Here is a 24,376-nt window from a genome sequence, read left to right as displayed (position 1 = left end):
AAAGGGGATATAAGGCTACAATTCCATTTCCATTGACTCACTTTGACTGTGGTACTCGTATGTACCGGATTTCTCATTATACTGGTAGCCCATCTCCGACAAATCCACACCGTGTATCTCCGCTGCCAGCTCAAGAGCCTCCTTTGACCCTCCATGGGGAATATCGCTGAATGTTTCCTCTCCGTTTTGGAACTCTTTTTTTCCTGTGTTATGTCCAAAGTCCTCGTCCGCCCACAGATACTCGAAGGTAAGATCAGGATACTGCTTGGCAAGCCTACTGATGACAGGCTCTGCACGGCTCCATGCTGTTTGAAACTCGATGTGCTCACCATCAAACTTCCTCGGAGTTGCCAGCTTATCGTAGCCATAGCTATTCCACTTGGTTCCCCAATTGGAAACTGACCACTGATACCATGAGGGGTGACCATAGTTTTTTATATTGTTGCAGCACTGTTCTCCCAGCTTCAGCAGCTGGGGATCGTCTTTGGTCAGTGCTTCATATTTTTTTACTAACGCAGCAACACGGTTTTCATGGTCAGCATCCGGTTTTACCACATTTGCCATTGCAAGCGCAGTACTTTCAGCAGTAAAGTCCCGATAAAGCTTCATCCCACGCTCTGCCCGGCTGCCATAATCCATATCCAGAGAGGATGGCATAGGAAGCACTTTATTAAAGTCAATACTGCCAAGGCCGATTTCATCACTTTGAATGGCCTCAAACATGGCCTTCACCTGTGCGGGATCACCGGATACCCGCAAAATATTGGTTACATGATTTGGCATTAGCTCATCCCTCCCATCGTCATTCCGCCCATCTGTTGACCCTGCTGTTCCAGCTCATCCTGCGTCTGGATTTTCCAGCTTTTTTCACTGCTCCAAAGGCTGACACAAATCTCACCATCTGGAATTTTAATGTAACGCTGTTCAAAGCCTTCCCCAAAGCCATCGGAAGCCTGACCACTGATGGTGTCCTTCAGCATCTCAAGCTCGTTGTCAGTCAGCTCACCTTGAATACGGCATTCTGCCATACCCATGAGACTGCCGTTTACCTTCTCCACAGTAAACACATAGGACTGTACTTTCTGGTTCAGAGTGTCATTTTTTCCATAGTACTGCATGAGCCCCCGCTCCGATTCGTCTGGCCTTCGTTCACGAAGAATAGCAGAAAAGATGCTGTCCTCGTACTCCAGAACCTCACGGTCGCCAAGCTCTATGGGTTCATCGTCCAAGCTTCCGTATTCATCACGCTCATAAAGATTAACTGCCAATGGCATATAAAGCTTGAGTGTATGAAATGGCTGAGGAATAACCGTAAAACTGTCTTGCCCAGGAATTAGCGCCAGGGTACGGCCGTTGTCCCATTTCATGTGTATCCCACAAGCATCGTCAACAAGATCAACCGTGCCCTCCGTACCGGGCGGAACCGGCGCAAAGGGATCGTTCATGCTTTCAAGCCGGATTCGTGTTCCTGGCGGGTATTTCTCCCTCATAAATTTTATAAGTGACGGATTATAGTTCATAGCTTTATTCCTCCCATCCCCATGCCCTGATCGGGCATGTCATTCTCAGCCATATTCAGCTGCTGTACCCGCAGATCGAAAACAGTCAAGTACGCCTGATAATCTCCGGGGGCCGGATTACAACGTAAACAGTAACGGTAGTTCTCTGTTTCTACGATGTATCCATAGTTCTGCTGCCATCCTCCTGTAATCTCTCCGCCATGAGCATTGCAGTAACTCGACATTGCTCCCAGACTTTCAAGAGGCCCCTTTTCCCGCAGTTCATCCACGACTGCCTTTAACTCCATTTCAAAGGCGGAACCATGATACTTCTCATAATCACGCGGCCACCAGGTGTGCCAGAACTCATGTCCATTGCCGCCAAAATCGATACGCAGATGCCCTACTGTTCCAAGCATAGTATCCTGCTCCTTGGGAAGAGCATAAAAAAGCTCTGCTTGCTCTGCTAATGCAGGACGCAGGGCATATTTGCAAGTCTCCGGTGCAAGGGTGATTGCGTGTTCTTCACAGAAGCCTTCAAGACTCAAACATTCACCAAGAAAATTCAGCTTTCCGTTCAGCCTGCGGCGGCCCTCCTTGGGCATGTTAACCGGTTCTGATGTGAGTATCGTACCGGCATGATTTACGACAACATGATCCTCCACTATAATGGGCTTTCCGGGATCATAGTCAGACCCCTGAAGATCGTAGCAGTGAAAGCCCTCTGGTACCGTACTCCGATCAATCCGGGAATCAGTGAAAAGCGCTGGCTTCCCGAATAGTTCGACATGTTCGTATTGTTCTTTTATGGCGTTTACGCTCATTTGGTTCCCTCCAGACAAATGACATTATGGTTGTCATAGCTCAAGCCCCATCTTTGGCTCATCACGCATTTCGAAGTATTCCTCTACCTCTGCATCTGTCGCAACGGGAATCTCTTGTGGCTCAGCCTCTCCCATCTGTATCGGAACCAGGTGCGGCAGAATCTGCTGCAGGAGCCCTTGATCCGGGCAGCGGTCGATAAATTCGCCAATGGTGTTTAATATTTTTCTGTCTACGGTATCGGTGACAATAATTTCTTTCGCATCCCTATGCTGCATAATAAAGTTGGCAATGTTGGAGGGCGAATTCTCAAACCAATATTCACTTCGACCTCCTTCATATGGATAGACGTATCCCCTGACTACATTGTTGTTTTCAAACATCTTACCTATTTCTTCGTTAGTCATAACAACTCTCCTTTCGATGGTTTATTTCATGAGCAGCATCCAGAACATCGTATGAATGCCCTAGCTCAGATGCAAAAACGGTTCCGGGGAAAGCGGCGTATCAGATGAAAGTTGGATTTCTCCTTCAAGAGGGGAGCATAGGGTGATCCCCATCTGATTGATCTGTTGAGATAGCTCCAATGTCTGTTCCATATTTCGTCCGATACTAGATAGACTTTTTACCAGCACAATATCCATTCGCCCTTCTGCGGCGGCAGTTTTCAAGACGTTAAGTCCAGGTCTGTCAAGAGTCAAACCACTTCCAATATCCTGCGATGCACCGGCAACCTCCAAGCCAAGCTGCTCGGCATAGTCCCAGAGTTCCTTTTGCTGTTCCTTTAATGTGCCATGCGTATCCTCCGGCGCATCGATACGGCAATACAGCCATCCTCTTTTTTTCTGTTCCATTATCAAAAACCTCCTTTAAAGTTTGATCGATTTCATTTCACAGGAATGCGGCGGGGCATAACTGTCCCGCCGCATGGTCTCTAAAATGAGATATTTTGCTTGTTCTTCATTTTGGTTCTACGCTTCTATTTGACACTACTTCCCGAAGCTAGGGCGGCAACAGCAACGGCCTGCCGGTTAAGCGGGCCTCATAGGAATTTCACCTCTCCCAGGATCTCTGCGAGCCGCCCCCATTGCGATGTCTGTGGCTGGGCGGAAGTAGCGTTAGCACTGTCCATTTCATTGCGATACAGCTCACCATAAGCTGTTTTATGACCGGGCGTTCTCGCTCGTCACCTTCGATGCCATCGGTTCGACGAACGGATAAAGTGGTATATATAATACCACCTTACCCAATCCGCAGGCAGTTTTGGCGCACCCGTCAAGGTCGCTGCCGCTTTTCACACGGCTGGACAGATCATGTATTGATGCTGCCGGATATGAAATTTTCAAGGAGCAAAAGGGAGAATAGAAAAAACCCCCTCACTTACTTCCACGTTGAGTGAGGGGGTTGGACCAAATTATTTTTACTTTTCTATAAGTTTTTTCAGGTGAGCCAGTATTCGTCTTTTACGGTTGTGAATTGTCATACGTGGAATACCTGTTTCTGCTGCCAACTGATGCTCACTTTTCCCCTCGAAAAACAGTTCTGCGATCAGTTTCTGTTCCTCCGGTATGAGCAACTTCACACTGGATAGCATTTTTTCAATTAATACCGCTTTTACTGCAGCATCCTCCACACTTTCTGCATCTGATGCGAATTGACGATTTTCCTCCAGCAGCCGTTCGTAAGAATCTTCCCGGCTAGGAGTGCAACTGATTGTAAGGTGTGCGCAATCCACATGATAGCGCTCTACCTTCAAATCGTACTGTTGGTATTCCATTTTGCGGTCACTTTTTTCTAATACCTCAATAACAGCATCGCTTGCATCCGGATATTTTGCCCGGTAATTAATTCCCTTTCTGTATAAAGCCATAGGCTTGTCCTCCATTTCGTGATGTTTGAAATCAAAAAATGAAGAACAAGCGGAGGGGATCGGCAACGAGGTTTCGACGTGCTTATATATAGTGCGACTAGAAAATCGCCTAATATTGGAACATCTGGTCGCTGTATCAGTTTTATTGTCGAAATCGGGTAGGAGGTAGATAATTATTTTATCTACCGACCTCCCACACCACCGTACGTACGGTTCCGTATACGGCGGTTCTTTAGTTTTCATAAACTATCAGATAATAGTCAAGCATGGATGTATATCCTAGCTTGGCTATTATTTTATTAGAAAATATCTGGTTCAGCACTTGCGCCATGCGCCAGTACCCTTTTCTACTACAGGCAAGTTCTTTGGCTCTCCAATGCTCACATCCTATGGCTCTAAGCATTCTGTACTTTGTCTTGATTTTCTTCCACTGTTTCCAATAGACCGCTCGTATTCTGCGTCTAGCCCATTCATCTATGCCTTTTAGAAGATTCTTCATATCTGCGAGTTTAAAGTACTCTATCCATCCTCTCACAAACTGTTGGTATTTATCTTCTCTCGCTGTGTTGCTCATGCCATTGTTTCGGTCTGTCAGATTTCGTATTGCGTCTTTCATCTTTGTTACGGATTTCGGATGTACTCTAAATCTGCATTTACCTCTATATCTATAGAATGTATATCCAAGATATTTAACTTTACTGATGTGCGCGACTTGCGTTTTCTTCCTATTCACTTTCAGAAATAGCCTTTTCTCAATGAATGGTATGATGTTTTCCAAGGTTCTTTCTGCACTCTTTTTGCTTTTACAGAAAATCATGCAATCATCTGCGTATCGGACAAACCTATGTCCTCTGCTTTCAAGTTCCTTGTCCAACTCATTTAGCATGATATTACTTAGCAATGGACTTAATGGTCCACCTTGTGGCATGCCGACCTCTGTTTTCTCAAACACCCCTTTTGTTATCACTCCAGCATTGAGGTATTTATGTATCAAAGAGATAACTCTGCCATCTTTGATGGTTCTTCCCAATACCTCAATCAGCTTACTCTGGCATACGGTATCAAAGAACTTTTCCAAATCCATATCAACCACATATACGTAGCCTTCGTTTACATTCTTTTGGCATTGTTTCAGTGCATCATGTGCACCTTTTTTCGGCTGAAAACCAAAACTGTTTTCTGAGAACTGCTCCTCGTAGATAGGCGTTAGTTCTTGTATGATTGCTTGTTGGATAACTCGGTCAACCACGGTTGGAACTCCAAGCTTTCTGAACTCACCTTTTGTTTCTTTTGGTATTTCTACCCTTCGAACTGGGTTTGGCTTAAATCTGCCTCCCTTTATCTCTTGAATTAAGGTGTCTTGGTTTTCCTTTAAGTAGGGCAGAAGTTCATCCACCTGCATTCCATCTGTTCCACCTGCTCCTTTATTTGATTTCACTCGCTTATATGCCTTGTTGAGGTTATCTTTTCGCAAAATCAATTCCAAGAGATTATTCATCCAATAGTTTGTGATGATACCGCTCTTTTCAGTAATCTTCCCGTAGTCGAACACTTCTGCATCCTCTTTCTGTTCCGCAGATACCATTTGCAGATAGTCTTCCATATGAAGTTGTCTGTTCTTAAATCTACTATCAGTTACTTTCATTGCTTGTACCTCCTAAAGTTCAGTCCTTCCCATATCATTTGCAACTGAAATGGTACTATGACCTCGGCTGACTTCTCGTCATTCGTTGTTACTACAAGTTTCATACTCTGTTTTCACTTGCTGACGAGATCTCCCTGGGTACCACACGTTTCTTTCTCTCCATCCATCTGCCACATTTACTACAGTTAATTCCGAGTAGTTATTGGACTTTAACTTGTATTGCAGTCTTATCCTTAACTGTAGCCTGATGTGATTTCTGTTCGTCAGACCAGAGATTTGCCTCCACCTTCCTTCAGATTCGCAGTCACCCACGACACCCTTGGTCTTGGCTGTGTCTTTCCCACTACTAGGGCAGACTAGGGACTTTCACCCATTAGAAACGTGCGCCGCCAGGCGCACAATAAAAAATCAGCACTTCGCCTATAAAAGCGAAATGCTGATTTTTCTTTGAACTGTATATCTTTTTGTATTATATGGAGTTGATATGTAAAAGCTGCGCCATCTTTATTTCCACCTCTGGCACAGGGGGGAGCAAGAAATCTTCATAAGCATACCCTTTCGTCTATGTGAGGCGAAAGCTGGTATCCTGATGCCCGTGCCATCTATCAGAATATGGACAGATAAAGATGGCAAAAGCCTGCCTTTGAAAAAAAGGCAGGCTTCATGCTGATTGTTGCAGCCAGGCTATCATAATGCTTGTACAAGCACCTTAGATCCTATAGCTTTGCGCCCTCAGCTTTCGCTGAATTTGCCCTTAAAAACATATTCAGTTCAAATCTCAACCGCTAATTAACTACACTTAATATTACTTTTCATCTATTAGCTAATTACACTTTAGTTGTTTATCGCTGAGAGCGTAGAGTGACCATGCTGAAAATCCGTACTAGCTGAAACTATGAGAAATATCTTTGCTCAAAGTGTTTGTATATAAAATCACTCTCATTTAACTAAATCACTTCTTTTGTAGACCTAACCCTTGCACCCATGCAGCAACATCATCTGTACAGTCCTGCACATTGTTTCGGGAAACAGTAAATCCATTTCTATTTACTGTGGCATTTGGTTGTAATTGGGTAATTGAATTAATCGTACTTGAGAATCCACTTCCACCATGTGTATTAAAAGGGATAACCGTCTTTCCACTTAAGTCATGGCTTTCAAGGAACGAATACAGTACCATCGGCATATCGCCCCACCAGTTTGGGTAGCCAAGAAAAATGACATCATATTGCGCCAGATTCTCAATCCTTGAAGCAAGTTCAGGCCGTGCGTTTTCATCCTGCTCTTTTCTGGCCAAGTCCACCAAGATAGTGTGGTTGGTTGGATACGGTGTTCTGGGCTCAATACGGAAAATATCCGCGCCGGTGTTATCCTGAATCAGCTGTGCCACGTATTGCGTGTTTCCTAAGACTTTACCGTCAATGACTACCGTGCTGTTTGCTTCTTCCTGTGTCATATTATTGGGGTCGGTTGTTTCCGGCAAAGAGAAGTAGACAACCAGGGCCTTTGCGGCGTTTTCAGGTGTCGTAGCAGGAGAGAGATAGTTATATAAAATAGTCGCAACTTCCGCACGGGTAGACTTGCCTGCCGGATCAAAACGATTATCGCCTCTCCCGTTCATAATATTATTTGTCTTCACCCAATTAACAGCTGGAATTGCCCAGTTAGATACTGCAGACAGATCATTAAATGTTGCTTCATCCGCATCGGCTACGGGACTTCCGGCATAGCGCCAAAGGATTGTAGCAAGCTGCTCACGGGAAACGGCATCATTGATTCCAAATCTCCCGTTTCCATAGCCAGTAATGATATTTTCTGTGGACGCCCATTGCACAGCATCGCTATACCACATATTATCAGCTACATCTACAAATGTTTTGGAATCGGAAACAGCCGGTTTTTTCGCAATTCGATAAAGTACTGTGGCAAGCATCCCCCGGCTCATGGGGGCGGTGGGTTCAAATGTCGTAGATGTCGTTCCACTCATAATGCCGTTATTTTGAACGTATGCCACCGCTTGCGCATACCAGACATCTGGGGACACATCAGAAAACCCTGTGTTCTGGACGGAAGCAAAAGCGGGGGTAGCTGAAACGCTTAAAATAATCAGTGTAAGCAGTAAAGAAAATATTCCTCTTATTCGTTTCATCCTGGTTCCTCCTTATCAATACTTATCATTTAGGTAATTGAAAATTTAAACCTACAATTAACTGCAGCATACTACTTTGCATATCCCAGGCCGTCTACCCAAGCTGCAACATCATCTGCACAATCCTCCACTGTGTTTCTTGAAACAGTAAAGCCGTCTTTATTTACGGTTGCATTGGGCTGCAATTTTGCAATGGTATTGATGCTGTCAGAAAAACCGCTTCCGCCGTGCGTATTAAATGGGATAATTGTTTTACCAGACAGATCATGGCTTTCTAAGAAAGAATACAGAACCATCGGCATATCCCCCCACCAATTGGGATACCCAAGAAAAATCACGTCATACTGCTCAAGGTTGTCCACATTTGCCGCAAGCTCCGGTCTGGCCGCATCATTCTGTTCTTGCTTAGCCAAATCTACCAATGTGTCATGATCCGTGGGGTAAGGGGTTTTAGGCTCTATCCGGAAAATATCAGCATCCGTATTTTCCTGAATCAGCTGCGCTACATACTGGGTATTACCCAGAACCTTTCCATCTATGACAACAACACTCTGATCTTCATCCTGCGTCATGTTGTTGGGGTCGGTGGTTTCAGGCATTGAAAAATAGACTACAAGAGTATTTTTACTTTCAGATACTGGCTCCGGTGTACTTTCAGATGATGGTATGCTTTCTGCAGATGGCTCACTGCTCGGAGCAGGTGCTTGGCTAACAGACTCCGAAGGCTGAGTGGTGGATGGTGAGGGTTGACTGGTTGAAGATCCCCCGTTACTGCCACATGCAGCTAAACTAAAGATCATAACGGCACTCATAAAAAACGTAATTATTTTTTTCATACAAAGCTCCTTTTCAATTGGTTATTTTATTTTAGGGGGAGAGGGGCTCTACTGATTAACCAGCTCTATATAAATTTCACCGGTATATTCCTCAAAAATTTCTACGCCAGTTTCAATTAATCCCATATGGATAATGTCAACAACGGTTTCCAGAAGATGATCGCTGTAGCAAAATGCAACTTCAGGCCCCTCCGGCCAGTAAAACACGGCACCGCGAACATATTCCCTTGTGAATTTTCCATTAGCAGAAATGGATTGGGGAAGTACGGTGGATTTTACCAGACCGATTCGGTCAAATGCATTTAACGTAAGGGGTAACAGATTTTTAAAAGAATCTGCCGTTTCATTGTCAAACAGACTTGCATAAATGACCTGATCCCCGGCAGTAATTGAAATCCTTGCTTGCGAAGCCTGTTCGTCCATATCCGTAAGCGCCCCTCTTTCTTCAACAGGATTATTCTCAGATAATGGTGTGCTTTCAGAATTTAACGCTTCAGCCTCTGGGGCTGATGACTGTTGCTCTCTGGGCATTGTTTCGCCTCCATTACTGCACGCTGTTAAGCTGAACATTAGAATAGAACTCAAAATGCATATCATAAACCGTCTTATTAGGAAACCCTCCTTTTAAATTTAGAAGCACTCCCGAAAGATCTCGAGAATTTCTTCCTTGGTCATACGTTTGTAGCTGCCTGCTGAAATGCCGCAGGAGTCTGCAATTTTTTTCAAAACAGCTTCATCTTCCACTCCCAACTCCCTAAGTGTCGTGGGCAGTCCTATTTCCTTAATAAAATTGGCTAACGCTTCAATGCCTGCCAACGCCAATTCTTCTTCTGTTTTGTTCTCTGAATTAAGATTCCACACATTTGTGGCAAAGCGTGCAAATTTTCCTTGTCCATGCTGATAGATATGCCGGTAATAAACAGGGTGCAGAACTGCCAGTCCGAAGCCATGGTTGCAATTTGTATAGGCTCCCAGCTGATGCTCCATTTGATGGCATTCAAAATCCGTTGTTTTACCCATCTTGATAATTCTGTTCTCCGCCATAGTGGCATCCCACATGAGATTGCTCCTGGCAACATAATCCTCCGGATTTTGAATGGCAACACGCAGGTTGCGAATAACATTCTTCATAAGCGCTTCTGAAATGTCATCGGATACATTATCTTCGTCTGGCTCGCTGAAATAGATTTCCATAATGTGAGAAAGAGTATCGAATCCGCCGGAAACCATCTGACTGACTGGTACACTGTAGGTGTAGGTTGGATCAAGCAGTGCAAACTTCGGGTTGCATTTTGCATAATCACGTCCAGTCTTTACCATCGTTTTTTCATTCGTAATTACTGCTCCGCCATTCATTTCGCTTCCTGTACCAGAAACCGTAACGATAACCCCCAGAGGAAGCGGTTCAAAGTCAATCACGCCGGCTCTGGCAAAATAATGCTCCCAGACATCCTCTGTAGAAGCAGCGGCGATAGAAACCGCTTTACAGCAATCCATTACGCTGCCGCCGCCAACGCCAAGAATGAAATCAACATTGTTTTCTTTTGCGAGTCTTGCCCCTTCCAGAACCTTTTCATAGGTGGGATTAGACATAATTCCGTTAAACTCAACGACTGTCTTGCCATTACCCAATAAAATATCCATGATTTCATCATAAACGCCATTCTTTTTTATGGAACCCGATCCATAAGCCAGCATTACTGTATCCCCATAATTTTTCAGGATACAGGCCAGATATTCTTTCACACAACCCTTTCCAAAATAGACTTTTGTTGAATTTTCAAATACAAAGTTTTTCATGTTTCAAGATCCTCTCTAATTAGTCATTTGTTTTTCCCAAAATGCCACAGCATCGTCGATCCAGCCCTCGGCTGTGGTTCCAATCCCAAGTCCGAAGCCATGGCCTAGATTTGGGTATTTATGAAATTCAGTGTCGATCCCTTGGCTTTTGAGCATATTTACACGCCGCTCCATGGTTCTCCAATTGGCGATACCATCGTTTTCTCCAACACACACGTAGGTGGGAGGGTCGCTTTCAGTATAATCAGAATGGCCTGTATACTGCATGATTACCGTTCCGGCTCTTGGAAGGGATTCGCCCCCGAATGCTGCCGGCCCATAGGAACCAAGGTATGCCGCCATTCTTGCCCCCGCCGAGCCACCCCATAAAGAGTAGCAGTCGGTGCTAACCTCCAGCATGTCCGCATTCTCAAAAATGAATGAAATTGCCGCTGCCAAGTCCTCACAGGCAACCTCTGCACCGCCGGTTCTGTATTGAACCGCAAAAGCGTTGTATCCCTTTTTACTCAGTTCCAACGCATGAGGGAAGCTCTCATGGATTGATCCGACATAGGAGAAACCGCCACCAGCACTAATAACAGCAAAGGGTGCGTTTGCCTCACCACGAAAGAAAAACAATCCCGTGTTTTCTTTGGAAGGATCGGAACGCTTTTCTTCCTCTGTATAAATGTCATAGAAGATTGTTTCCCCCTGATTCATCTCGTCCAGCATGTAATTAAGAACCTCTACCGTTGTACCCGAATTGATACTGCTGTGATAGGGAAGAAGGGAACTGATATTACTCAGCTTCATGCTGCGGTCTGGCATTCTAAATTCAGTTGGGAAAAGGAAGCGTCCAAAACCATCAAAAGCCGGATGCTCAATCACATCGATAACTGAACTGTCTATTTTAAAATTTTCGTATTGATCTTTCATAGCCGTGCCTCCTCCGTCACCGGGAATATCCTCATGAGCCGGAGCAGATATAATATTGGTATTATTGGGGCCGTTATTTATATCTTTCTCAGCACAGCCTGTGCTGAACAGGTTCATTGCTAACAGCAATGCAAGAATTACTGATTTACTCACAAGCAAGTATTCTCCCTTCTGAATATTGTCTTGTTTTTATTATAAAAGATAAGTGAATCATACAGAAGTTTCTATAAGTTCATCAACAGCAACCTTAAGGTTATGGCTAAAATTCTTCCAATAAAGATACATGTTTAACATGGACAATCTCATCTTTGAGTACGACTTGAAATATGCTTACAACAAATATGTTAATAGCCTTGAATTTCTATAAAAAAAGGAAACAGACCTTTATAGGCCAGTTTCCCTTTTTATAAATAAACAAAGCAATGTTATCGGTAATCCGCTAAAAAATACACAACTTGTATCCTTGAATTTTATCTCTACGAACGAATCGGGGAATCACAACGATATTGCTCTGAAATAAATATCGCAAGACTGTACGGTTATCAAGTTAGTCAACTATAATTATATTTCTATAATTTCATAGCTTCTGTTTCCCAATCCAAGCTCTGCTGCAGTCTCTACGGTATGGATACCGTTACGAGACTCCATGCGCTCAATGAGCGCTGCCTTTCCTGAATCTGAGGACTGATATACAGCATCCACTGAAGCCTGATCCACTGCCACCGGATCGGTCGAAGCAAAAATTCCAAGGTCGGCCATTTCGGGCTCATGAGGCTGGCTGTCGCAGTCACAGTCGACAGAGAGACGGTTAGCCACATTGATATACACGATATTATCACGCCCCTTAAAATCCATGACAGCCTTACAGGCATCAGCCATGCACTCCAAAAAAGAATCATGATCGGCGGTCCATAAATCTTCAGGAATGCCTACGCCGTGAATGAATGCTTTACCGTGGGAAGAAGCAATACCGATAGACATATTTTTCAACGCACCGCCAAATCCTCCCATGGCATGACCTTTAAAATGAGAGAGCATCAAAATAGACTCGTAATTGCTCAGATGACTTCCGACGAAATTCTCAGTCAAATGTTTGCCGCCTGTCACAGGGATAGATAACTCACCCTCAGAATCCATGATGTCGCAGGGCGCAATATCCATGAAGCCATGTTCCCGGACTGCTTTTAAATGCTCCTCTGTAGTATACCTTCGACCCTCATAGGCGGTGTTGCACTCTACAATCGTTCCGTTTAACTCCTGCACCAGCTCTTTAATCAGAGCGGGTTGTAAAAAATTATGGCCTCCCGGTTCGCCTGTTGAAATTTTGACAGCGATCTTACCCTTCAATCGGACATCCATAGCATGATATATCTTTTGCAAAGAATCGGGCGTAATTTTCTTTGTAAAATAAACTTTTGATTTTTCCATACGATGCATCTCCTTAACGGCAAGATTTGCGGAATATCTCCACGCATTCTTCATGAGTCATCGGTGTTGCATCACAAGCAAATAACCCTCCCATAGTCTCACGGGCATTTCTTGCCAGTGTATCAAACTCATCCGGCACAATTCCATAATCAGACATCTTTAAATCTGCCACCCCGCAGACCTTCTGCAGCTCTGTCAGCGCAGCGACAAAATCCATTGGATCACTTGCATCTTTCTTTCCCAAAGCCTGAGCCATCCGAATAAACCGTTCATCGCAAACGTGTTTGTTCACAAAATGTGTATAATATTCCTTTGAGAGCATAATAAGACCGGCACCATGAGGCAAATCCTGATGATAGGCACTCATTGCATGCTCCATCGAATGCTCGCTGGTGCATGCACCCACCACCATGGAATAGCCGGACATGGTATTAGCAAAGGCAACATGCTCACGAGCCTCCAGGTCATTGCCATCCTTGACCGCACGGGGAAGATACTTGCCCACATTTTCAATTGCTGCCAACTGTACCATGTCAGCCATCGGACTGGAGACGCATGAAATATAGCCCTCGGTACTATGAAACAGTGCATCAAAGCCCTGATAAGCAGTGAACTTGGGTGGAACAGTCAGCATGAGCTCGGCATCAACCACGGCAATTGCAGGGAACAAGCTGTCTTGACCACCACATCCTATTTTTTCATTGGTTTCAGGGTTGGTAATAACCCCCCACTGGTCAACTTCGGAGCCGGTTCCTGCAGTTGTTGTAATCGCAATCCATGGTAGTGTCGGGTTAACGAGTGGTTGGTTTTTACCTGTAGAGCCTCCGACATAATCCCACAAATCTCCCGGTTGCAGGGTGTACATTGCCATTACCTTTGCAGCATCCATAATAGAACCGCCGCCAAGAGCAACAATAAAGTCACACTCCGCTTCCTTCGCAAATTTTACCCCTGCTTCTACAGTAGATTTCAAGGGATTGGCTTCTACTTTATCAAAGACTACCGTATCAATGCCTGCCAAACGCAATTGTTCCTCGGTACGTGACAATGCGCCGTTTGCTCTGGTAGATTTACCATTTGAAATAACAATCATTGCCTTTTTGCCGGGCATGATTTGAGTATGCAAATCGTTTAAACGACCTGCTCCGAACAGCACACGAGTTGGTGCATAAAAAGTATAAGACATCTCTAATTCCTCCAAAATTAATTTTTTATTATTTTTTAGCAAATGCAATGCATTCCATAAGCATAGAAACCATATTAACATCAAATATTTTGTTTGATTCTTTACGTTTACGACTCCTTGTTCCAGCTTATAATACAGATACTCTAAGCTTCATGAGTCCATAGATTAAGAGATATTGAAATGAGCAGAAAATGGATGAATCATCCTCGTTTGTTCCTATCCAGCCAAGATCTAATTGCGACTTTCGCACTTTCGACCTCTGCTCCATGAATGGCAAGTCCCGTTCCAACACTTGCACCTTTGGCGATTTTTTTTATATCGCACACGCTGCTTCCCATACCACTCCCTTCATGGGTGCAAAATGGCATAATTACTTTTCCTGAAAAATTATATCTTTCAAGAAAAGTAAAAACTGCCATAGGCATAGTGCCCCAATAATTCGGATATCCCAAATAAATTGTATGGTACTGCGCCAAAGCTTCCGGGTAGCTTTTCAATTCGGGTCTTGCATCCTGCTGCATATCTCTTTTTGCCTCATTTGTACACTCTGTATAATCATGAGAGTATGAAACTATTGGCTCTATTTTAAATATAGTTGCATCAGTTATCTCCTGAATCATTTGTGCTGCAACTGCAGTATTTCCGATTGAAAGATTGATTATCTTACCATTTACATAGTTGTTTCCTTTACGAGAAAAGTAAATTATAATCTCTTCCATTTATAACTCCTCCATCAAATATTTACCCTTTTTATTTTTTCAATTCATACACCTGTGCAACAGAATCAATCAATGACTGAACCTGAGCAGATGGACTGGGTGAATAAAGCAAGCCAAACGGTACTGCATGAGACCATGAGACAGGAATTATTTTCATAAGGGGATGTATGTTTGTCCATCGATTAATTACCAATAGAATATTATTACTATTCTCACATTCATTAAAAACATCAACGCTGTAAAACGAAAAATCGACGATGTTAATAGAAGAATGGTTTTGCCAGAGATCATCGCGTAGAAGATCAATATAGCTATTCCAGCCGCGTTTAATCATCATCACATTTTCATTATAGAGATCCTCTATTGTTAACTGGCTTTTAGAAGCCAGTTTGTGGTGAATCGGCACCGCGCAGCAAATAGGCTCCCTGGACAGCTCCAGTGCTGTACACTTTCGAGCCTTTAAGAAACCATTATCGAAGACTCCTGCCACGATATCAATGTTTTGGCCAAGGTTCATTAATATTTCTCTTGCGTTTTCAGGTGTATTATCAAAAGGAACCAGCTGAAACTTAAGTTCCGGATAATGTTCATGAATTTGAGGACGCAGTTCCATTAGAAACTGCGTGGGTGTCATTAACGAAGTGCCGATACGGATAATACTTTCACTGTTAACCATGGCTTTTTTAGCGCGCATAATGGAGTCGTTTGAATATTGAATGATGTATTTTGAGTCGTTGTAAAGCGATTTTCCCGACTCTGTTAAGGTAAGACCGCGATGGGAACGTTCAAATAACTGCAAGTCTAAACTGGACTCTAAAAGATTGATCTGCTTGATTACAGCAGTAGCCGATATATATAGTTCATCAGCCGCCTTGGAAAAGCTTCCGGCATCAGCCACTTGAATAAAGGTATCCAACTGTCGGTTGTACATGCTAACTCACCACCTTTCCTATTTCTTTTTTCTAACGAACAAAGTTGGTAAAGACTCTGGGCTCCTGTTTGGGCAATGGAATCCCGGCCTTTATTCCTGCTTCTTTGCATTTTAAGAAAAAGGCCATGTTTCTTGCAAGGGTTCGCATAGTTTGCAAGCCTTCCAAGTCCTCGGCAACCTCCTCTGGGCTAGCACCATGCACCATATTCCAGTATTGGGAGGAAATCACGGGCATTTCCTGCAACGTGAAGTATTTATTGATTTGGTCAAATGTCGCTGTTGTTCCGGCACGTCTTGCGGAAACAACGGCGGCGGCCGGTTTCAGGTAGAAGGAATTTTTACCTGCCTGCAAATCGGCGTAAAACAACCGATCCATGAAAGAGGTCATGGCACCGCTTGCAGCTGCATAATGAACCGGCGTACCGAAAATAAAACCATCCGCACCTTCTGTCATGGCGAGAAAGTCATTGACGGTATCATGAAACACGCATTGTCCGGTTTTTGCGCAGCTCTTACAGGCAATACAGCCTGAAAGTGGTTTCGCACCGACCCAAAATAGTTCGGTTTCAATATTTTCTTCCTTTAAAGTATTTGCTACCTCTGTAAGGGCTGTATACGTACAGCCAGACTTATGGGGGCTGCCATTTACCAATAATACTTTCATATGATTCTCCATTCTTTCTGTTATCAATTTTCAAATCTGACCAAAGGAACCGGTGCCTGAAAAACCACCAGAGCTTTAATAATCCGTAGTCCTGCTGTCTTCTTTCCATAATTCAACCTGTGACTGATCGGCAGCAAGGGCGTCGCTGACCACCTGAACAGCATCGCTTCCTAACAAAAGCAACAAGGGCGGCTTTTCGGCATTTACTGCCTTAATAATAAGCTGTGCTCCTTTGACAGGATCGCCCTGCTGGAGGCCATGGGTTTTGTCATTTTCTTTCCGGCGATGCCCTGCCGTATTGGCGTAGTCAGCGATAGAACTTTGAGATTGCTGCAAAGAACGTCCGGCAAATTCAGTACGAAACGCACCGGGCTCAACGATAATAACCGATAATCCCAAGGGAGAAACTTCCTTTTGAAGCCCTCTGGACAAACCCTCTAAAGCGCATTTTGTAGCAGAATAATAGCCCGATCCCGGTGCAGTTGTACGCGCTGCAATGGAGGAAATATTTACAATTGTTCCAGAGAGCCTGGCTCTCATCCCCGGCAGTACTGCTTTGATCAGTGCTACAGGGCCAAAAAAGTTTGTAGCAAAAAGCTCGCTGACATCTCCTTCGTCTGCTTCCTCCACAGCCGCACGATACCCATGTCCGGCGTTATTTACAAGTACATCTATGCTTCCAAAGCGCTTTTCCGCTTCTTTCACAACAGAATGTACTTGTTCGTTATTTTTCACATCCAAAGAAAGCGGCAGTGCCGTATTCTGATACGCATCTGCAATATCCTTGATATCCGAAAGATTTCTCGCTGTAACAACAACATTATCTCCATTTTTCAGTGCTTCTAAAGCAAGGTGTCTGCCAAGACCGCTAGAGCAACCCGTTATAATCCATGTTAACATAGTATTCTTCTCCTTCCATCCATTCAGAGATTGACATGAAATGATTGATATAGTATAGTTGTATTAAGTTAAATAAAATTATACAAGTTAAAGTCGACTTTAAGTCAATACCTTTTTGATTGTTTTTTAAATTAATCCTACTGATTGTGAGGAAACCCTAATGTTATACACTGTTGGAGAAATGGCAAAAAAACTACAGATAGCTCCTTCCACCCTTCGCTATTACGATAAGGAGGGACTGCTTCCGTTCATTGAACGCTCTGACGGAGGTATGCGAATGTTTAAGGACGCAGATTTTGACTGGCTGCTGATCATAGATTGTTTGAAAAAAACAGGCATGTCTATTAAGGATATTAAAACCTTTATGGACTGGGCCGAGCAGGGAGATGAAACCATTGACTTAAGGCTGCAGATGTTTCAAAAGCAGCGCAAGGTAGTGGAAGACCAAATGGCGCAGCTTCAAAGCACACTGGACACTATCAAATACAAATGCTGGTACTACGAAACTGCCAAGGCCGCAGGTACAACAAAAGCACCTCAGTCAATAAGCATTGAAGATATGCCGGCCGATATACGTGCGTATAAGGAAAACTTTGAAAAGCATCGCAGTACTCTAAAATAAAAAAGTAAAGCCAATGGGATATTAAAAAACCGCCGCCAACGAATAACTCGTAGGTGGCGGTCTTTTTATGATTACAGTCTTACCCGTTTTGCCATATCCGAACCGGGTGTGTACCGTTCGCCGGATACAGTAAAGTTGTCTAGAATCTCACCAAGCTCCTTCAACTCGGAGGCTGACAGGGTGACAGCGGCAGCCCCTACATTCTCCTCCATACGGTGCATCTTTGTCGTTCCCGGAATCGGAACAATCCAGGGCTTTTGTGCCAGAACCCATGCAAGAGAGATCTGGGCCGGAGTGACCTGTTTCTCCTCTGCAAAACGTGTAACGAGATTACGCAGCTGCATATTATGCTTCATATTTTCTTCAGAAAATCTAGTGTTTTCCCATGCAAGTGAATGATAGTGTCCATCGGTTCCGCTCGTAAGAAAGCCCTTGGCAAGCGGGCTGAAAGGAACCAGACCAATACCAAGCTCCTCAAAAACAGAAAAATATTCGTTCTCCAGATCTCTCCACATCATGGAATATTCACTCTGCACAGCCGTTATAGGAAATTCATTGTTTGCTCTGCGAATGGTGCTTACAGACGGCTCGGAAAGTCCCCATGCTCTGATTTTCCCCTGTGCGTGGAGATCCTTCATCACGCCCGCCACTTCCTCGATAGGCACATTCGGATCAATTCTATGCACATAATACAGATCAATGTAGTCCGTCTGAAGCCTTTTCAGAGAACCTTCAACAGAAGCCCGAATGACTTCAGGACGAGTACATACAACCTGCTTGCCATCCTCAATCTGAACGCCGCACTTTGTGGCAATGACAACCTGATCCCGAATCGGCTTCAAGGCTTCTCCCACAAGGGTCTCATCCTTGTAGGGACCATAAACCTCTGCAGTATCAAAGAGTGTAACGCCTAAATCATAGGCTCGACCGATAATGTTCTCCATCTCTTTTCTGGTTTCAGGAATCTCAAAGCCGTTAACCATTGTCATGCATCCCAAACCAAGTGCTGATACTTCCAGTTTACTCTTTCCTAAATATCTTTTTTCCATGCTGTTCCTCCTTGCTCATTTTCGCTTTTCTTAATTTTTATCTCCGCCAAATACCTCTGACATTGGAATTTGATCCAGGGCGGTGTCCAATATCTTGATTTCCTCCTCTGAAAGCCCAATATCAGCCGCACCCGCATTTTCCTTCATTCTCTCAATCTTGCGAGTGCCGGGTATGGGGACAATCCATGGCTTCTTACAAAGCATCCATGCCATGGAAATTTGTCCGGGCGTGGCATTTTTCTTTTCTGCCGTTTCCTGCAGCAACCGGATCAGTTCCGCGTTTTTATCAATACCATCAGTGGTAAATTGGGGCATTTTACTGCGGTAATCATACTTTTCATCAAACTGCACATCCTTACCGTATTTACCGGTTAACAGTCCATTCGCCATCGGTGAAAACGCCACCAGCCCGATGCCTAGCTCTTCCAGCACAGGGAACAGAGTTTCATAGTGCCGTGCCATCATGGAGTAGCGATTCTCAACCGCAGTTACGGGACAAACTGCATCTGCCCGTCTGATATAATCCTTAGTCGCTTCCGAAATACCCCAGCTTCTGATTTTGCCTTCCTGGATCAAATCCGACATGACAGCCGCTACTTCCTCTGCTGGTATCGTTGGGTCAATCCGGTGCTGGAAATACAGGTCAATATAATCGGTTTGCAGCCGCTTGAGAGAGCCTTCTACCGATTCCCGGATACGCTTTGCACTGGAATCTGCTACGATGGGATAGGGCAGGGTACCACGGGAGGTATCAAATCGAATACCGAATTTCGTTGCAATGGTTACCTCATGCCGAATCGGTTTGAGCGCTTCTCCGACAAGCCGCTCATTGGCATACGGGTCTTCCTGCGTACCGTAGATTTCGGCAGTGTCAAAAAAACGATAACCAATATCAGCTGCCTGACGGATAAGCGCAATCGCCTCCTTTTCATCTGTGGGGGCGCCATAGGCATGGGAAAGTCCCATACAGCCAAACCCCACAGCTGAAACCTCCAGCTTGTTTCTTCCTAAATATCTATTTTCCATGGTTTCTCCTTTCCGTCATCTGTATCAATCAGCGGCTCGTTATGTTGCTTCGCCAATTCAATTTTCTAGTTAAGATACAGATTCAGAGAGCTTCTTAGCCTCTTTGGTGTTTGTCGCCATACCCATGTAGGTCATTCCATACAGGCTTGCAAAACGTTTCATCGTATATTCAGAGTTTTCCAGCATCCATTTTTCTGGGGCAGCTCCCTGGAACAGGAAAAAAAGCTTTCTCCCATGAAGTTCTCCCTGACTGACTGGTCCGTAGAACCGGTCAAGCAAGGTTCTGACCGCTCCGCTCATATTATGCCAATAGACAGGAGAACCAATGACAATGGTATCTGCCTCTTTCATGGCGGATACGGTTTCATCAAACTGATCATCTGCAAATTCCTGACCATAAGAATATATCTTGCAATCCACAAGGTGAATGGTACAGTATTGCACTTTGCCTAACAGAGCTTTCGCCAGATCCATTGTATTGCCGTCTTTATTCGGGCTTCCGTTAATCATTAAAATACTCATTTTTTCCTCCTAAGATTCTTGTGCGAGAGCGCCGCACAAATATCAAACTATTGTTATTACCATTACAGTGTAAGCATATTACGCTTCGAAGAGAAGTCTCCATTTGTTCAGCAGTATAAACCACAACATTTAGAGAAGCTTATGCTTTTTGGTATACAAGCCATAAGCCACCGTCCTCCAGCTGAGTGGTTTTGCTAAGCTTCATGGATTCTGTTGTCAGATCACCCGGATATGCTCCTGTTTGAAAGAGAGCTTTTGCTTCCTTCGCTGGCTCTATGGCAGGAACGACTACAAGGCTGATTTCATCAATCAGCTTTTCCTGCTGGAAAGAGGCATTGACAATTCCACCGCCCTCCAGAAGCAGTTTTTCTATACCAAATAGCTTCCTGAGTTTCTCCGTGATTAAGGGGAGATTCAATCCATCCCTGCCGCTGAAAAGGTAGGAAACCCCCTTATCCCTTAAATGTGCCAGAAAGGCATCCGGAACAGCTTCGGTCAGCACTTCAATAATATGTGCGCCATTATAGCCTTCATCAGGATCAAGAATAACACGGTTATTCCACCACTGCCTGCCATGCGGGTCAATTGATACCGCATAAAAGGATGCCTTTTCCGCAATATAATCCTCACGCGCAATGACCGGACCATTGTAATGTACAGAAGGATCCGGGGGCTGGGGGAAGCTTCCCTCCATGGTTACCCTGCCGCACAAAAAACCATCTGCTCCATATTCCCGGTGGATTCGGTAATAGTCCTCAAGCAGCGGGGCATACTCACTTTTTTCTAAAAACGAACCGGTAACCTTTCCGTCCAGAGAGGTCACCATATGGCATATGATGTAGGGCCTTTCCATTGCAGTTCCTCCTACCTTAGTTTTCCATAGGCTTCGTCATCCACCGGCTCCAGCCATTCGTTGGAGGAACCTTCCGCAGTAACCTCTACCGCCAAATGAGAAAACCAGCTGTCTTTTGCCGCACCATGCCAATGCTTCACTTCCGGCGGAATGTCAATTACCTCACCCGGATGCAGTTCCTTGGGTTCCTGTCCCCATTCCTGATACCAGCCGCGCCCCCCGGTTACCAGCAAAATTTGACCTCCCTTGTGATGAATGTGCCAGTTGTTGCGGCAGCCAGGTTCAAAGGTCACATTGGCGATGGGACCGCCTTTGCTGGTCAAGGGCTGCAGATAGGCTTGACCGATAAAAAATTTACTAAACGTTTCAAGAAGCTGGCCTCCTGCCGGGAAGATACTTGGATTATTTACATTTACTTCACTCATAATGCTTTACCATTCCTTTCGATTTTTGTGTTCTGATCCATACTTTTTGACTCGGATATTATTTTTCGGATATTATTTTTCAGAAGCCTCATTGACACACCGCAGCGCATTGAGGCTGCGTGGATAACCGATATAGGGGATACACTGAGAGATAATTTTAATTAAAAATACCTTGTCATTCCCAAGCTTTATATTTGCAGCGGCATGGGACGTTAGCTGCGGTTCACACCCGCCCTGCGCAGCTAAAAAGCAGAATGTAATCATCTCTCGCTGCTTATAGTCAAGTCCCGTCCTGGTATAATAATCCCCGAAGCAGTTACCTGCCAGCCAGCGATTAATATGACGGCTTTCCTCCGGACCGGACTGCCAAAAGTTCTTCATTCCCTCGCCAAAGATATCTACTTGCGTTTGAATACCGGATTCCAGGCGCGTTTCTGCTGTCGTTGTGGCTTGACCAGGCAGGGGCAGCTCCACGCCGCATGCGGCCAATATCTCATTTGTGGCCTGTAAAAAAGGGAGTATGCGCCCCATACCCAAATACGCTATCGACTGATAAAGAATTTCCTTTACTGCTACAGGCGTAACTCCCAGATTTAGCGCCTCAGGCAGGACTGCTTTGTATGCGTCCAGTCCCTGACAGCCCAAAAGAGTAGCTAAAATTGCCATCATGCGTGTTTTGTCTTCCAGATCATCCTCATTGATCACTTCTTCAAATGCGAATCGGCTGAAAAACTCAACCAACTCTGGATCGGATTCTGAGAGGTTTTTTGCACCATCCGAAAACATTTTAGAAAAGCGTGCTTTTGCTACTTCCGTTATATTCATAAATCCACCTCCGTAATTAGACTTCTACATATGTTTGTTTATTCTTTTTCACTGCCTGATTCATTATCTGTTGTATGCCAAGATTAAAGAGCAACGCAACAATTAATAGGATAAATGCGGTTAGCATGATATGATGCAATCCGTCATACATAATTTGCTTCATCATCGGCAACAAATCTGCGGGCAGACTTCCCGTATTTTTTGAATCGCTCAATTGATTGAGCATAGCAATTGAGATATTGCTATTGGATGCTGCGGCTCCTTTTACCAAGGCGTGGTTCAGAATAACACCATAAATAGCAGACATAAATGTCTGACTTAAAATCCTTAAAAGGTAAGCAAAAGAAGTTGCGATCGGGACATCTTTCTTTTCTGCATCTTCCTGCACGCTGATTTGCAAAACATTAAAGCACAGCCCCAAGCCAAAGCCTTCAAATGCTCCGGCCAGCAATAAAGTCCATAAGGGTATACCAACACCTGCCAAAGCCATTATCCCAAATGAAATCAAAAACGCAATGGTTCCTATGGCTATCACACAATATTTTCCCATGCGAGAACTCATAGAAGGTCCTAACATAGAGCCCGCAAAGTTAGTAACAGCACCTGGTATTTGGGTCATCCCTCCGATTAATGCACTCAACCCCAATAGTCCCTGCGCCCACATTGGTACGTAAATATTGAAAGCAACAAAAGCCCCCCACAAAATAGCAAACAGTAAAAAATCAATCACTAACGCTTTATTTACAAAAAGACGGTTGGGTATAATGGGATCACAGGCGTTTTCTTCAACTTTAAATAGCAGCGCCATTAAGATAAAACCAGTTAGTACTAAAGCAGCAATTAAAACGGCTGATCCGGTTCCTATCATTTGAATTCCAGTTAAAAGTGTCACCAATCCTAGAATTAAAATACCAGCCCCTAAGTAGTCAACCCTTTCTTTTGTTACCGTCTTCTTAGGTTCTTTAAAGAAAAATTGAACAACCAATATGGATATGACTGCAATCGGGACGTTGATGTAAAACACCCAATGCCAGCTCATAAAATCGACAAGCCATCCACCTATCAATGGCCCGATTATGGAGGCGGCACTAAAGCTTGCTGTTGCATAACCAATAACTTTCCCTCTCTTTTGAGGGTCTTCATAAAGGTCTGCAAAAATGATAAAGGGCATGGTATTCATTCCTCCTGCACCAATACCCATAATTGCTCTTGCAATCAAAAATAACAGCACATTACTTGATAATGCCTGGAATACCGAATCTGCTGCAAATAACAGCGTGGCGATCTGGTAAGTCCGCTTGTTCCCGATGCGCTCTCCTAACTTACTCCAAAGCGGAGTAGCTACTGCCATACCCAATAAAAATACAGCTACAATCCAGCCCATATATTGAATGGCATGTAGATCACTTACGATTGCTGGCAGTGCGGTATTAATGATGGTTCCATCTAAGCCAGCCATAGCATTTGATAGTAATAATGCCATGGTTACAATTAAAGTCTGTTTTCGGTTCATTTATAAAATTCTCCTGTCTGTTTGCGCACATAGATACCTAATTGATGCGATTCTATGAAACAAATCATGTCATCTTCAAAATAAAAGCTGTACGCATAATGAGTATTATGCGGTACAGCAAAAGCAAATTTTCTTTATTAAATCAGTCAATTGCTCGTCTTTCGCAAGGCATTTGGC

General features: G+C 44.2%; 26 protein-coding genes, 1 pseudogene and 1 riboswitch. Of the genes and pseudogenes, 1 reads left to right on the top strand and 26 read right to left on the bottom strand.

Annotated features, from left to right (window positions below; all coding sequences use genetic code 11):
* Window positions 1–15 precede the first annotated feature (15 nt).
* The 19 genes and pseudogenes from BR73_RS26725 to BR73_RS0109155 all read right to left on the bottom strand — a co-directional run bounded on the left by BR73_RS26725 (window position 16) and on the right by BR73_RS0109155 (window position 17,364).
* Window positions 16–783, bottom strand: a complete 768-nt coding sequence (locus BR73_RS26725; protein ID WP_035297505.1) for a hypothetical protein — start codon at window positions 781–783, stop codon at window positions 16–18.
* Entirely contained in the window at window positions 783–1,274 is a 492-nt protein-coding gene (locus BR73_RS0109235) for a hypothetical protein (protein ID WP_242860733.1), read from the bottom strand. The genes BR73_RS26725 and BR73_RS0109235 overlap by 1 nt, the downstream gene beginning before the upstream one ends.
* A gap of 42 nt (window positions 1,275–1,316) precedes the next feature.
* Window positions 1,317–1,520 (bottom strand): annotated as a pseudogene (locus tag BR73_RS29605) (DUF4314 domain-containing protein); the annotation flags it as partial.
* On the bottom strand, window positions 1,517–2,323 hold the full coding sequence (locus BR73_RS26720) for an LPD28 domain-containing protein (RefSeq protein WP_051685078.1): 807 nt from the start codon (window positions 2,321–2,323) through the stop codon (window positions 1,517–1,519). The gene BR73_RS26720 and the pseudogene BR73_RS29605, both read right to left, overlap by 4 nt.
* 33 nt (window positions 2,324–2,356) lie before the next feature.
* Window positions 2,357–2,728 carry a hypothetical protein gene (locus BR73_RS0109225; protein WP_033165292.1) on the bottom strand — a complete coding sequence of 124 codons (372 nt, stop codon included), beginning with the start codon at window positions 2,726–2,728 and terminating at the stop codon, window positions 2,357–2,359.
* A 60-nt stretch (window positions 2,729–2,788) separates the two neighbouring features.
* A complete protein-coding gene (locus tag BR73_RS0109220; protein ID WP_051685077.1) occupies window positions 2,789–3,175 on the bottom strand; it encodes a recombinase family protein in 387 nt (128 codons plus the stop codon).
* A gap of 566 nt (window positions 3,176–3,741) precedes the next feature.
* Window positions 3,742–4,191, bottom strand: coding sequence for a sigma-70 family RNA polymerase sigma factor (locus BR73_RS0109215; protein WP_033165291.1), 450 nt, complete (start codon window positions 4,189–4,191; stop codon window positions 3,742–3,744).
* Between the two features lie 232 nt (window positions 4,192–4,423).
* On the bottom strand, window positions 4,424–5,836 hold the full coding sequence (ltrA, locus tag BR73_RS0109210) for a group II intron reverse transcriptase/maturase (protein WP_033164413.1): 1,413 nt from the start codon (window positions 5,834–5,836) through the stop codon (window positions 4,424–4,426).
* Window positions 5,837–6,507: 671 nt separating this feature from the next.
* Window positions 6,508–6,599: riboswitch (cyclic di-GMP riboswitch) on the bottom strand.
* 189 nt (window positions 6,600–6,788) lie between these two features.
* Entirely contained in the window at window positions 6,789–7,985 is a 1,197-nt protein-coding gene (locus BR73_RS28220) for a flavodoxin (RefSeq protein ID WP_081848586.1), read from the bottom strand.
* A 71-nt stretch (window positions 7,986–8,056) separates the two neighbouring features.
* On the bottom strand, window positions 8,057–8,785 hold the full coding sequence (locus BR73_RS0109200; protein ID WP_242860646.1) for a flavodoxin: 729 nt from the start codon (window positions 8,783–8,785) through the stop codon (window positions 8,057–8,059).
* Window positions 8,786–8,869: 84 nt separating this feature from the next.
* Entirely contained in the window at window positions 8,870–9,352 is a 483-nt protein-coding gene (locus tag BR73_RS0109195; protein WP_051685076.1) for a cyclophilin-like fold protein, read from the bottom strand.
* A gap of 99 nt (window positions 9,353–9,451) precedes the next feature.
* Complete coding sequence (locus BR73_RS0109190; RefSeq protein ID WP_033165289.1) at window positions 9,452–10,621, bottom strand: iron-containing alcohol dehydrogenase; 1,170 nt, start codon at window positions 10,619–10,621, stop codon at window positions 9,452–9,454.
* Window positions 10,622–10,636: 15 nt separating this feature from the next.
* Window positions 10,637–11,689 carry an alpha/beta hydrolase gene (locus BR73_RS0109185; RefSeq protein WP_242860645.1) on the bottom strand — a complete coding sequence of 351 codons (1,053 nt, stop codon included), beginning with the start codon at window positions 11,687–11,689 and terminating at the stop codon, window positions 10,637–10,639.
* A gap of 408 nt (window positions 11,690–12,097) precedes the next feature.
* A complete protein-coding gene (locus BR73_RS0109180; RefSeq protein ID WP_033165288.1) occupies window positions 12,098–12,964 on the bottom strand; it encodes a DUF362 domain-containing protein in 867 nt (288 codons plus the stop codon).
* A gap of 13 nt (window positions 12,965–12,977) precedes the next feature.
* Window positions 12,978–14,150 (bottom strand): iron-containing alcohol dehydrogenase, encoded by a 1,173-nt coding sequence (locus BR73_RS0109175; protein ID WP_033165287.1) that lies wholly within the window; start codon window positions 14,148–14,150, stop codon window positions 12,978–12,980.
* Between the two features lie 200 nt (window positions 14,151–14,350).
* Complete coding sequence (locus BR73_RS0109170) at window positions 14,351–14,869, bottom strand: flavodoxin (protein ID WP_033165286.1); 519 nt, start codon at window positions 14,867–14,869, stop codon at window positions 14,351–14,353.
* A gap of 31 nt (window positions 14,870–14,900) precedes the next feature.
* A complete protein-coding gene (locus BR73_RS0109165) occupies window positions 14,901–15,800 on the bottom strand; it encodes a LysR family transcriptional regulator (RefSeq protein WP_033165285.1) in 900 nt (299 codons plus the stop codon).
* Between the two features lie 31 nt (window positions 15,801–15,831).
* A complete protein-coding gene (locus tag BR73_RS0109160; RefSeq protein ID WP_033165284.1) occupies window positions 15,832–16,464 on the bottom strand; it encodes a flavodoxin family protein in 633 nt (210 codons plus the stop codon).
* A 75-nt stretch (window positions 16,465–16,539) separates the two neighbouring features.
* Window positions 16,540–17,364 (bottom strand): oxidoreductase, encoded by an 825-nt coding sequence (locus BR73_RS0109155; RefSeq protein ID WP_033165283.1) that lies wholly within the window; start codon window positions 17,362–17,364, stop codon window positions 16,540–16,542.
* Window positions 17,365–17,524: 160 nt separating this feature from the next.
* On the opposite strand from BR73_RS0109155, the gene BR73_RS0109150 reads away from it, so the two are divergent.
* Window positions 17,525–17,986: a MerR family transcriptional regulator gene (locus BR73_RS0109150; protein ID WP_033165282.1), complete on the top strand. Its 462-nt coding sequence runs from the start codon at window positions 17,525–17,527 to the stop codon at window positions 17,984–17,986.
* A gap of 71 nt (window positions 17,987–18,057) precedes the next feature.
* On the opposite strand, the gene BR73_RS0109145 is transcribed toward BR73_RS0109150, so the two are convergent.
* The 7 genes from BR73_RS0109145 to BR73_RS0109115 form a co-directional block, all read right to left on the bottom strand.
* Window positions 18,058–19,035 carry an aldo/keto reductase gene (locus BR73_RS0109145; protein WP_033165281.1) on the bottom strand — a complete coding sequence of 326 codons (978 nt, stop codon included), beginning with the start codon at window positions 19,033–19,035 and terminating at the stop codon, window positions 18,058–18,060.
* 30 nt (window positions 19,036–19,065) lie between these two features.
* The gene (locus tag BR73_RS0109140) at window positions 19,066–20,061 is read right to left on the bottom strand and encodes an aldo/keto reductase (RefSeq protein ID WP_033165280.1); all 996 of its coding nucleotides are present in this window, start codon (window positions 20,059–20,061) and stop codon (window positions 19,066–19,068) included.
* 69 nt (window positions 20,062–20,130) lie between these two features.
* Complete coding sequence (locus BR73_RS0109135; RefSeq protein ID WP_033165279.1) at window positions 20,131–20,583, bottom strand: NAD(P)H-dependent oxidoreductase; 453 nt, start codon at window positions 20,581–20,583, stop codon at window positions 20,131–20,133.
* Between the two features lie 139 nt (window positions 20,584–20,722).
* Window positions 20,723–21,436, bottom strand: coding sequence for a dihydrofolate reductase family protein (locus BR73_RS0109130; protein WP_033165278.1), 714 nt, complete (start codon window positions 21,434–21,436; stop codon window positions 20,723–20,725).
* A gap of 11 nt (window positions 21,437–21,447) precedes the next feature.
* Entirely contained in the window at window positions 21,448–21,861 is a 414-nt protein-coding gene (locus tag BR73_RS0109125; RefSeq protein ID WP_033165277.1) for a cupin domain-containing protein, read from the bottom strand.
* A 72-nt stretch (window positions 21,862–21,933) separates the two neighbouring features.
* On the bottom strand, window positions 21,934–22,686 hold the full coding sequence (locus BR73_RS0109120) for a carboxymuconolactone decarboxylase family protein (RefSeq protein ID WP_033165276.1): 753 nt from the start codon (window positions 22,684–22,686) through the stop codon (window positions 21,934–21,936).
* Window positions 22,687–22,702: 16 nt separating this feature from the next.
* The gene (locus BR73_RS0109115) at window positions 22,703–24,199 is read right to left on the bottom strand and encodes an MFS transporter (protein WP_033165275.1); all 1,497 of its coding nucleotides are present in this window, start codon (window positions 24,197–24,199) and stop codon (window positions 22,703–22,705) included.
* Between the last annotated feature and the right edge of the window lie 177 nt (window positions 24,200–24,376).

The sequence above is a fragment of the Clostridium sp. KNHs205 genome, assembly GCF_000702945.1.
Taxonomy (GTDB): domain Bacteria; phylum Bacillota; class Clostridia; order Lachnospirales; family Lachnospiraceae; genus Anaerocolumna.
The sequence above is the reverse complement of the archived record's forward strand: the minus strand, read 5'-3'. Positions and strand labels throughout refer to the sequence as shown.

Excerpts from the sequence above, each read along its gene's own strand:
- BR73_RS26725 (WP_035297505.1), bottom strand. The coding sequence starts at position 783 with ATGCCAAATCATGTAACCAATATTTTGCGGGTATCCGGTGATCCCGCA.
- BR73_RS0109235 (WP_242860733.1), bottom strand. The coding sequence starts at position 1,274 with ATGCCATTGGCAGTTAATCTTTATGAGCGTGATGAATACGGAAGCTTG.
- BR73_RS26720 (WP_051685078.1), bottom strand. The coding sequence starts at position 2,323 with ATGAGCGTAAACGCCATAAAAGAACAATACGAACATGTCGAACTATTC.
- BR73_RS0109225 (WP_033165292.1), bottom strand. The coding sequence starts at position 2,728 with ATGACTAACGAAGAAATAGGTAAGATGTTTGAAAACAACAATGTAGTC.
- BR73_RS0109220 (WP_051685077.1), bottom strand. The coding sequence starts at position 3,175 with ATGGAACAGAAAAAAAGAGGATGGCTGTATTGCCGTATCGATGCGCCG.
- BR73_RS0109215 (WP_033165291.1), bottom strand. The coding sequence starts at position 4,191 with ATGGCTTTATACAGAAAGGGAATTAATTACCGGGCAAAATATCCGGAT.
- ltrA (WP_033164413.1), bottom strand. The coding sequence starts at position 5,836 with ATGAAAGTAACTGATAGTAGATTTAAGAACAGACAACTTCATATGGAA.
- BR73_RS28220 (WP_081848586.1), bottom strand. The coding sequence starts at position 7,985 with ATGAAACGAATAAGAGGAATATTTTCTTTACTGCTTACACTGATTATT.
- BR73_RS0109200 (WP_242860646.1), bottom strand. The coding sequence starts at position 8,785 with ATGATCTTTAGTTTAGCTGCATGTGGCAGTAACGGGGGATCTTCAACC.
- BR73_RS0109195 (WP_051685076.1), bottom strand. The coding sequence starts at position 9,352 with ATGCCCAGAGAGCAACAGTCATCAGCCCCAGAGGCTGAAGCGTTAAAT.
- BR73_RS0109190 (WP_033165289.1), bottom strand. The coding sequence starts at position 10,621 with ATGAAAAACTTTGTATTTGAAAATTCAACAAAAGTCTATTTTGGAAAG.
- BR73_RS0109180 (WP_033165288.1), bottom strand. The coding sequence starts at position 12,964 with ATGGAAAAATCAAAAGTTTATTTTACAAAGAAAATTACGCCCGATTCT.
- BR73_RS0109175 (WP_033165287.1), bottom strand. The coding sequence starts at position 14,150 with ATGTCTTATACTTTTTATGCACCAACTCGTGTGCTGTTCGGAGCAGGT.
- BR73_RS0109170 (WP_033165286.1), bottom strand. The coding sequence starts at position 14,869 with ATGGAAGAGATTATAATTTACTTTTCTCGTAAAGGAAACAACTATGTA.
- BR73_RS0109165 (WP_033165285.1), bottom strand. The coding sequence starts at position 15,800 with ATGTACAACCGACAGTTGGATACCTTTATTCAAGTGGCTGATGCCGGA.
- BR73_RS0109160 (WP_033165284.1), bottom strand. The coding sequence starts at position 16,464 with ATGAAAGTATTATTGGTAAATGGCAGCCCCCATAAGTCTGGCTGTACG.
- BR73_RS0109155 (WP_033165283.1), bottom strand. The coding sequence starts at position 17,364 with ATGTTAACATGGATTATAACGGGTTGCTCTAGCGGTCTTGGCAGACAC.
- BR73_RS0109150 (WP_033165282.1), top strand. The coding sequence starts at position 17,525 with ATGTTATACACTGTTGGAGAAATGGCAAAAAAACTACAGATAGCTCCT.
- BR73_RS0109145 (WP_033165281.1), bottom strand. The coding sequence starts at position 19,035 with ATGGAAAAAAGATATTTAGGAAAGAGTAAACTGGAAGTATCAGCACTT.
- BR73_RS0109140 (WP_033165280.1), bottom strand. The coding sequence starts at position 20,061 with ATGGAAAATAGATATTTAGGAAGAAACAAGCTGGAGGTTTCAGCTGTG.
- BR73_RS0109135 (WP_033165279.1), bottom strand. The coding sequence starts at position 20,583 with ATGAGTATTTTAATGATTAACGGAAGCCCGAATAAAGACGGCAATACA.
- BR73_RS0109130 (WP_033165278.1), bottom strand. The coding sequence starts at position 21,436 with ATGGAAAGGCCCTACATCATATGCCATATGGTGACCTCTCTGGACGGA.
- BR73_RS0109125 (WP_033165277.1), bottom strand. The coding sequence starts at position 21,861 with ATGAGTGAAGTAAATGTAAATAATCCAAGTATCTTCCCGGCAGGAGGC.
- BR73_RS0109120 (WP_033165276.1), bottom strand. The coding sequence starts at position 22,686 with ATGAATATAACGGAAGTAGCAAAAGCACGCTTTTCTAAAATGTTTTCG.
- BR73_RS0109115 (WP_033165275.1), bottom strand. The coding sequence starts at position 24,199 with ATGAACCGAAAACAGACTTTAATTGTAACCATGGCATTATTACTATCA.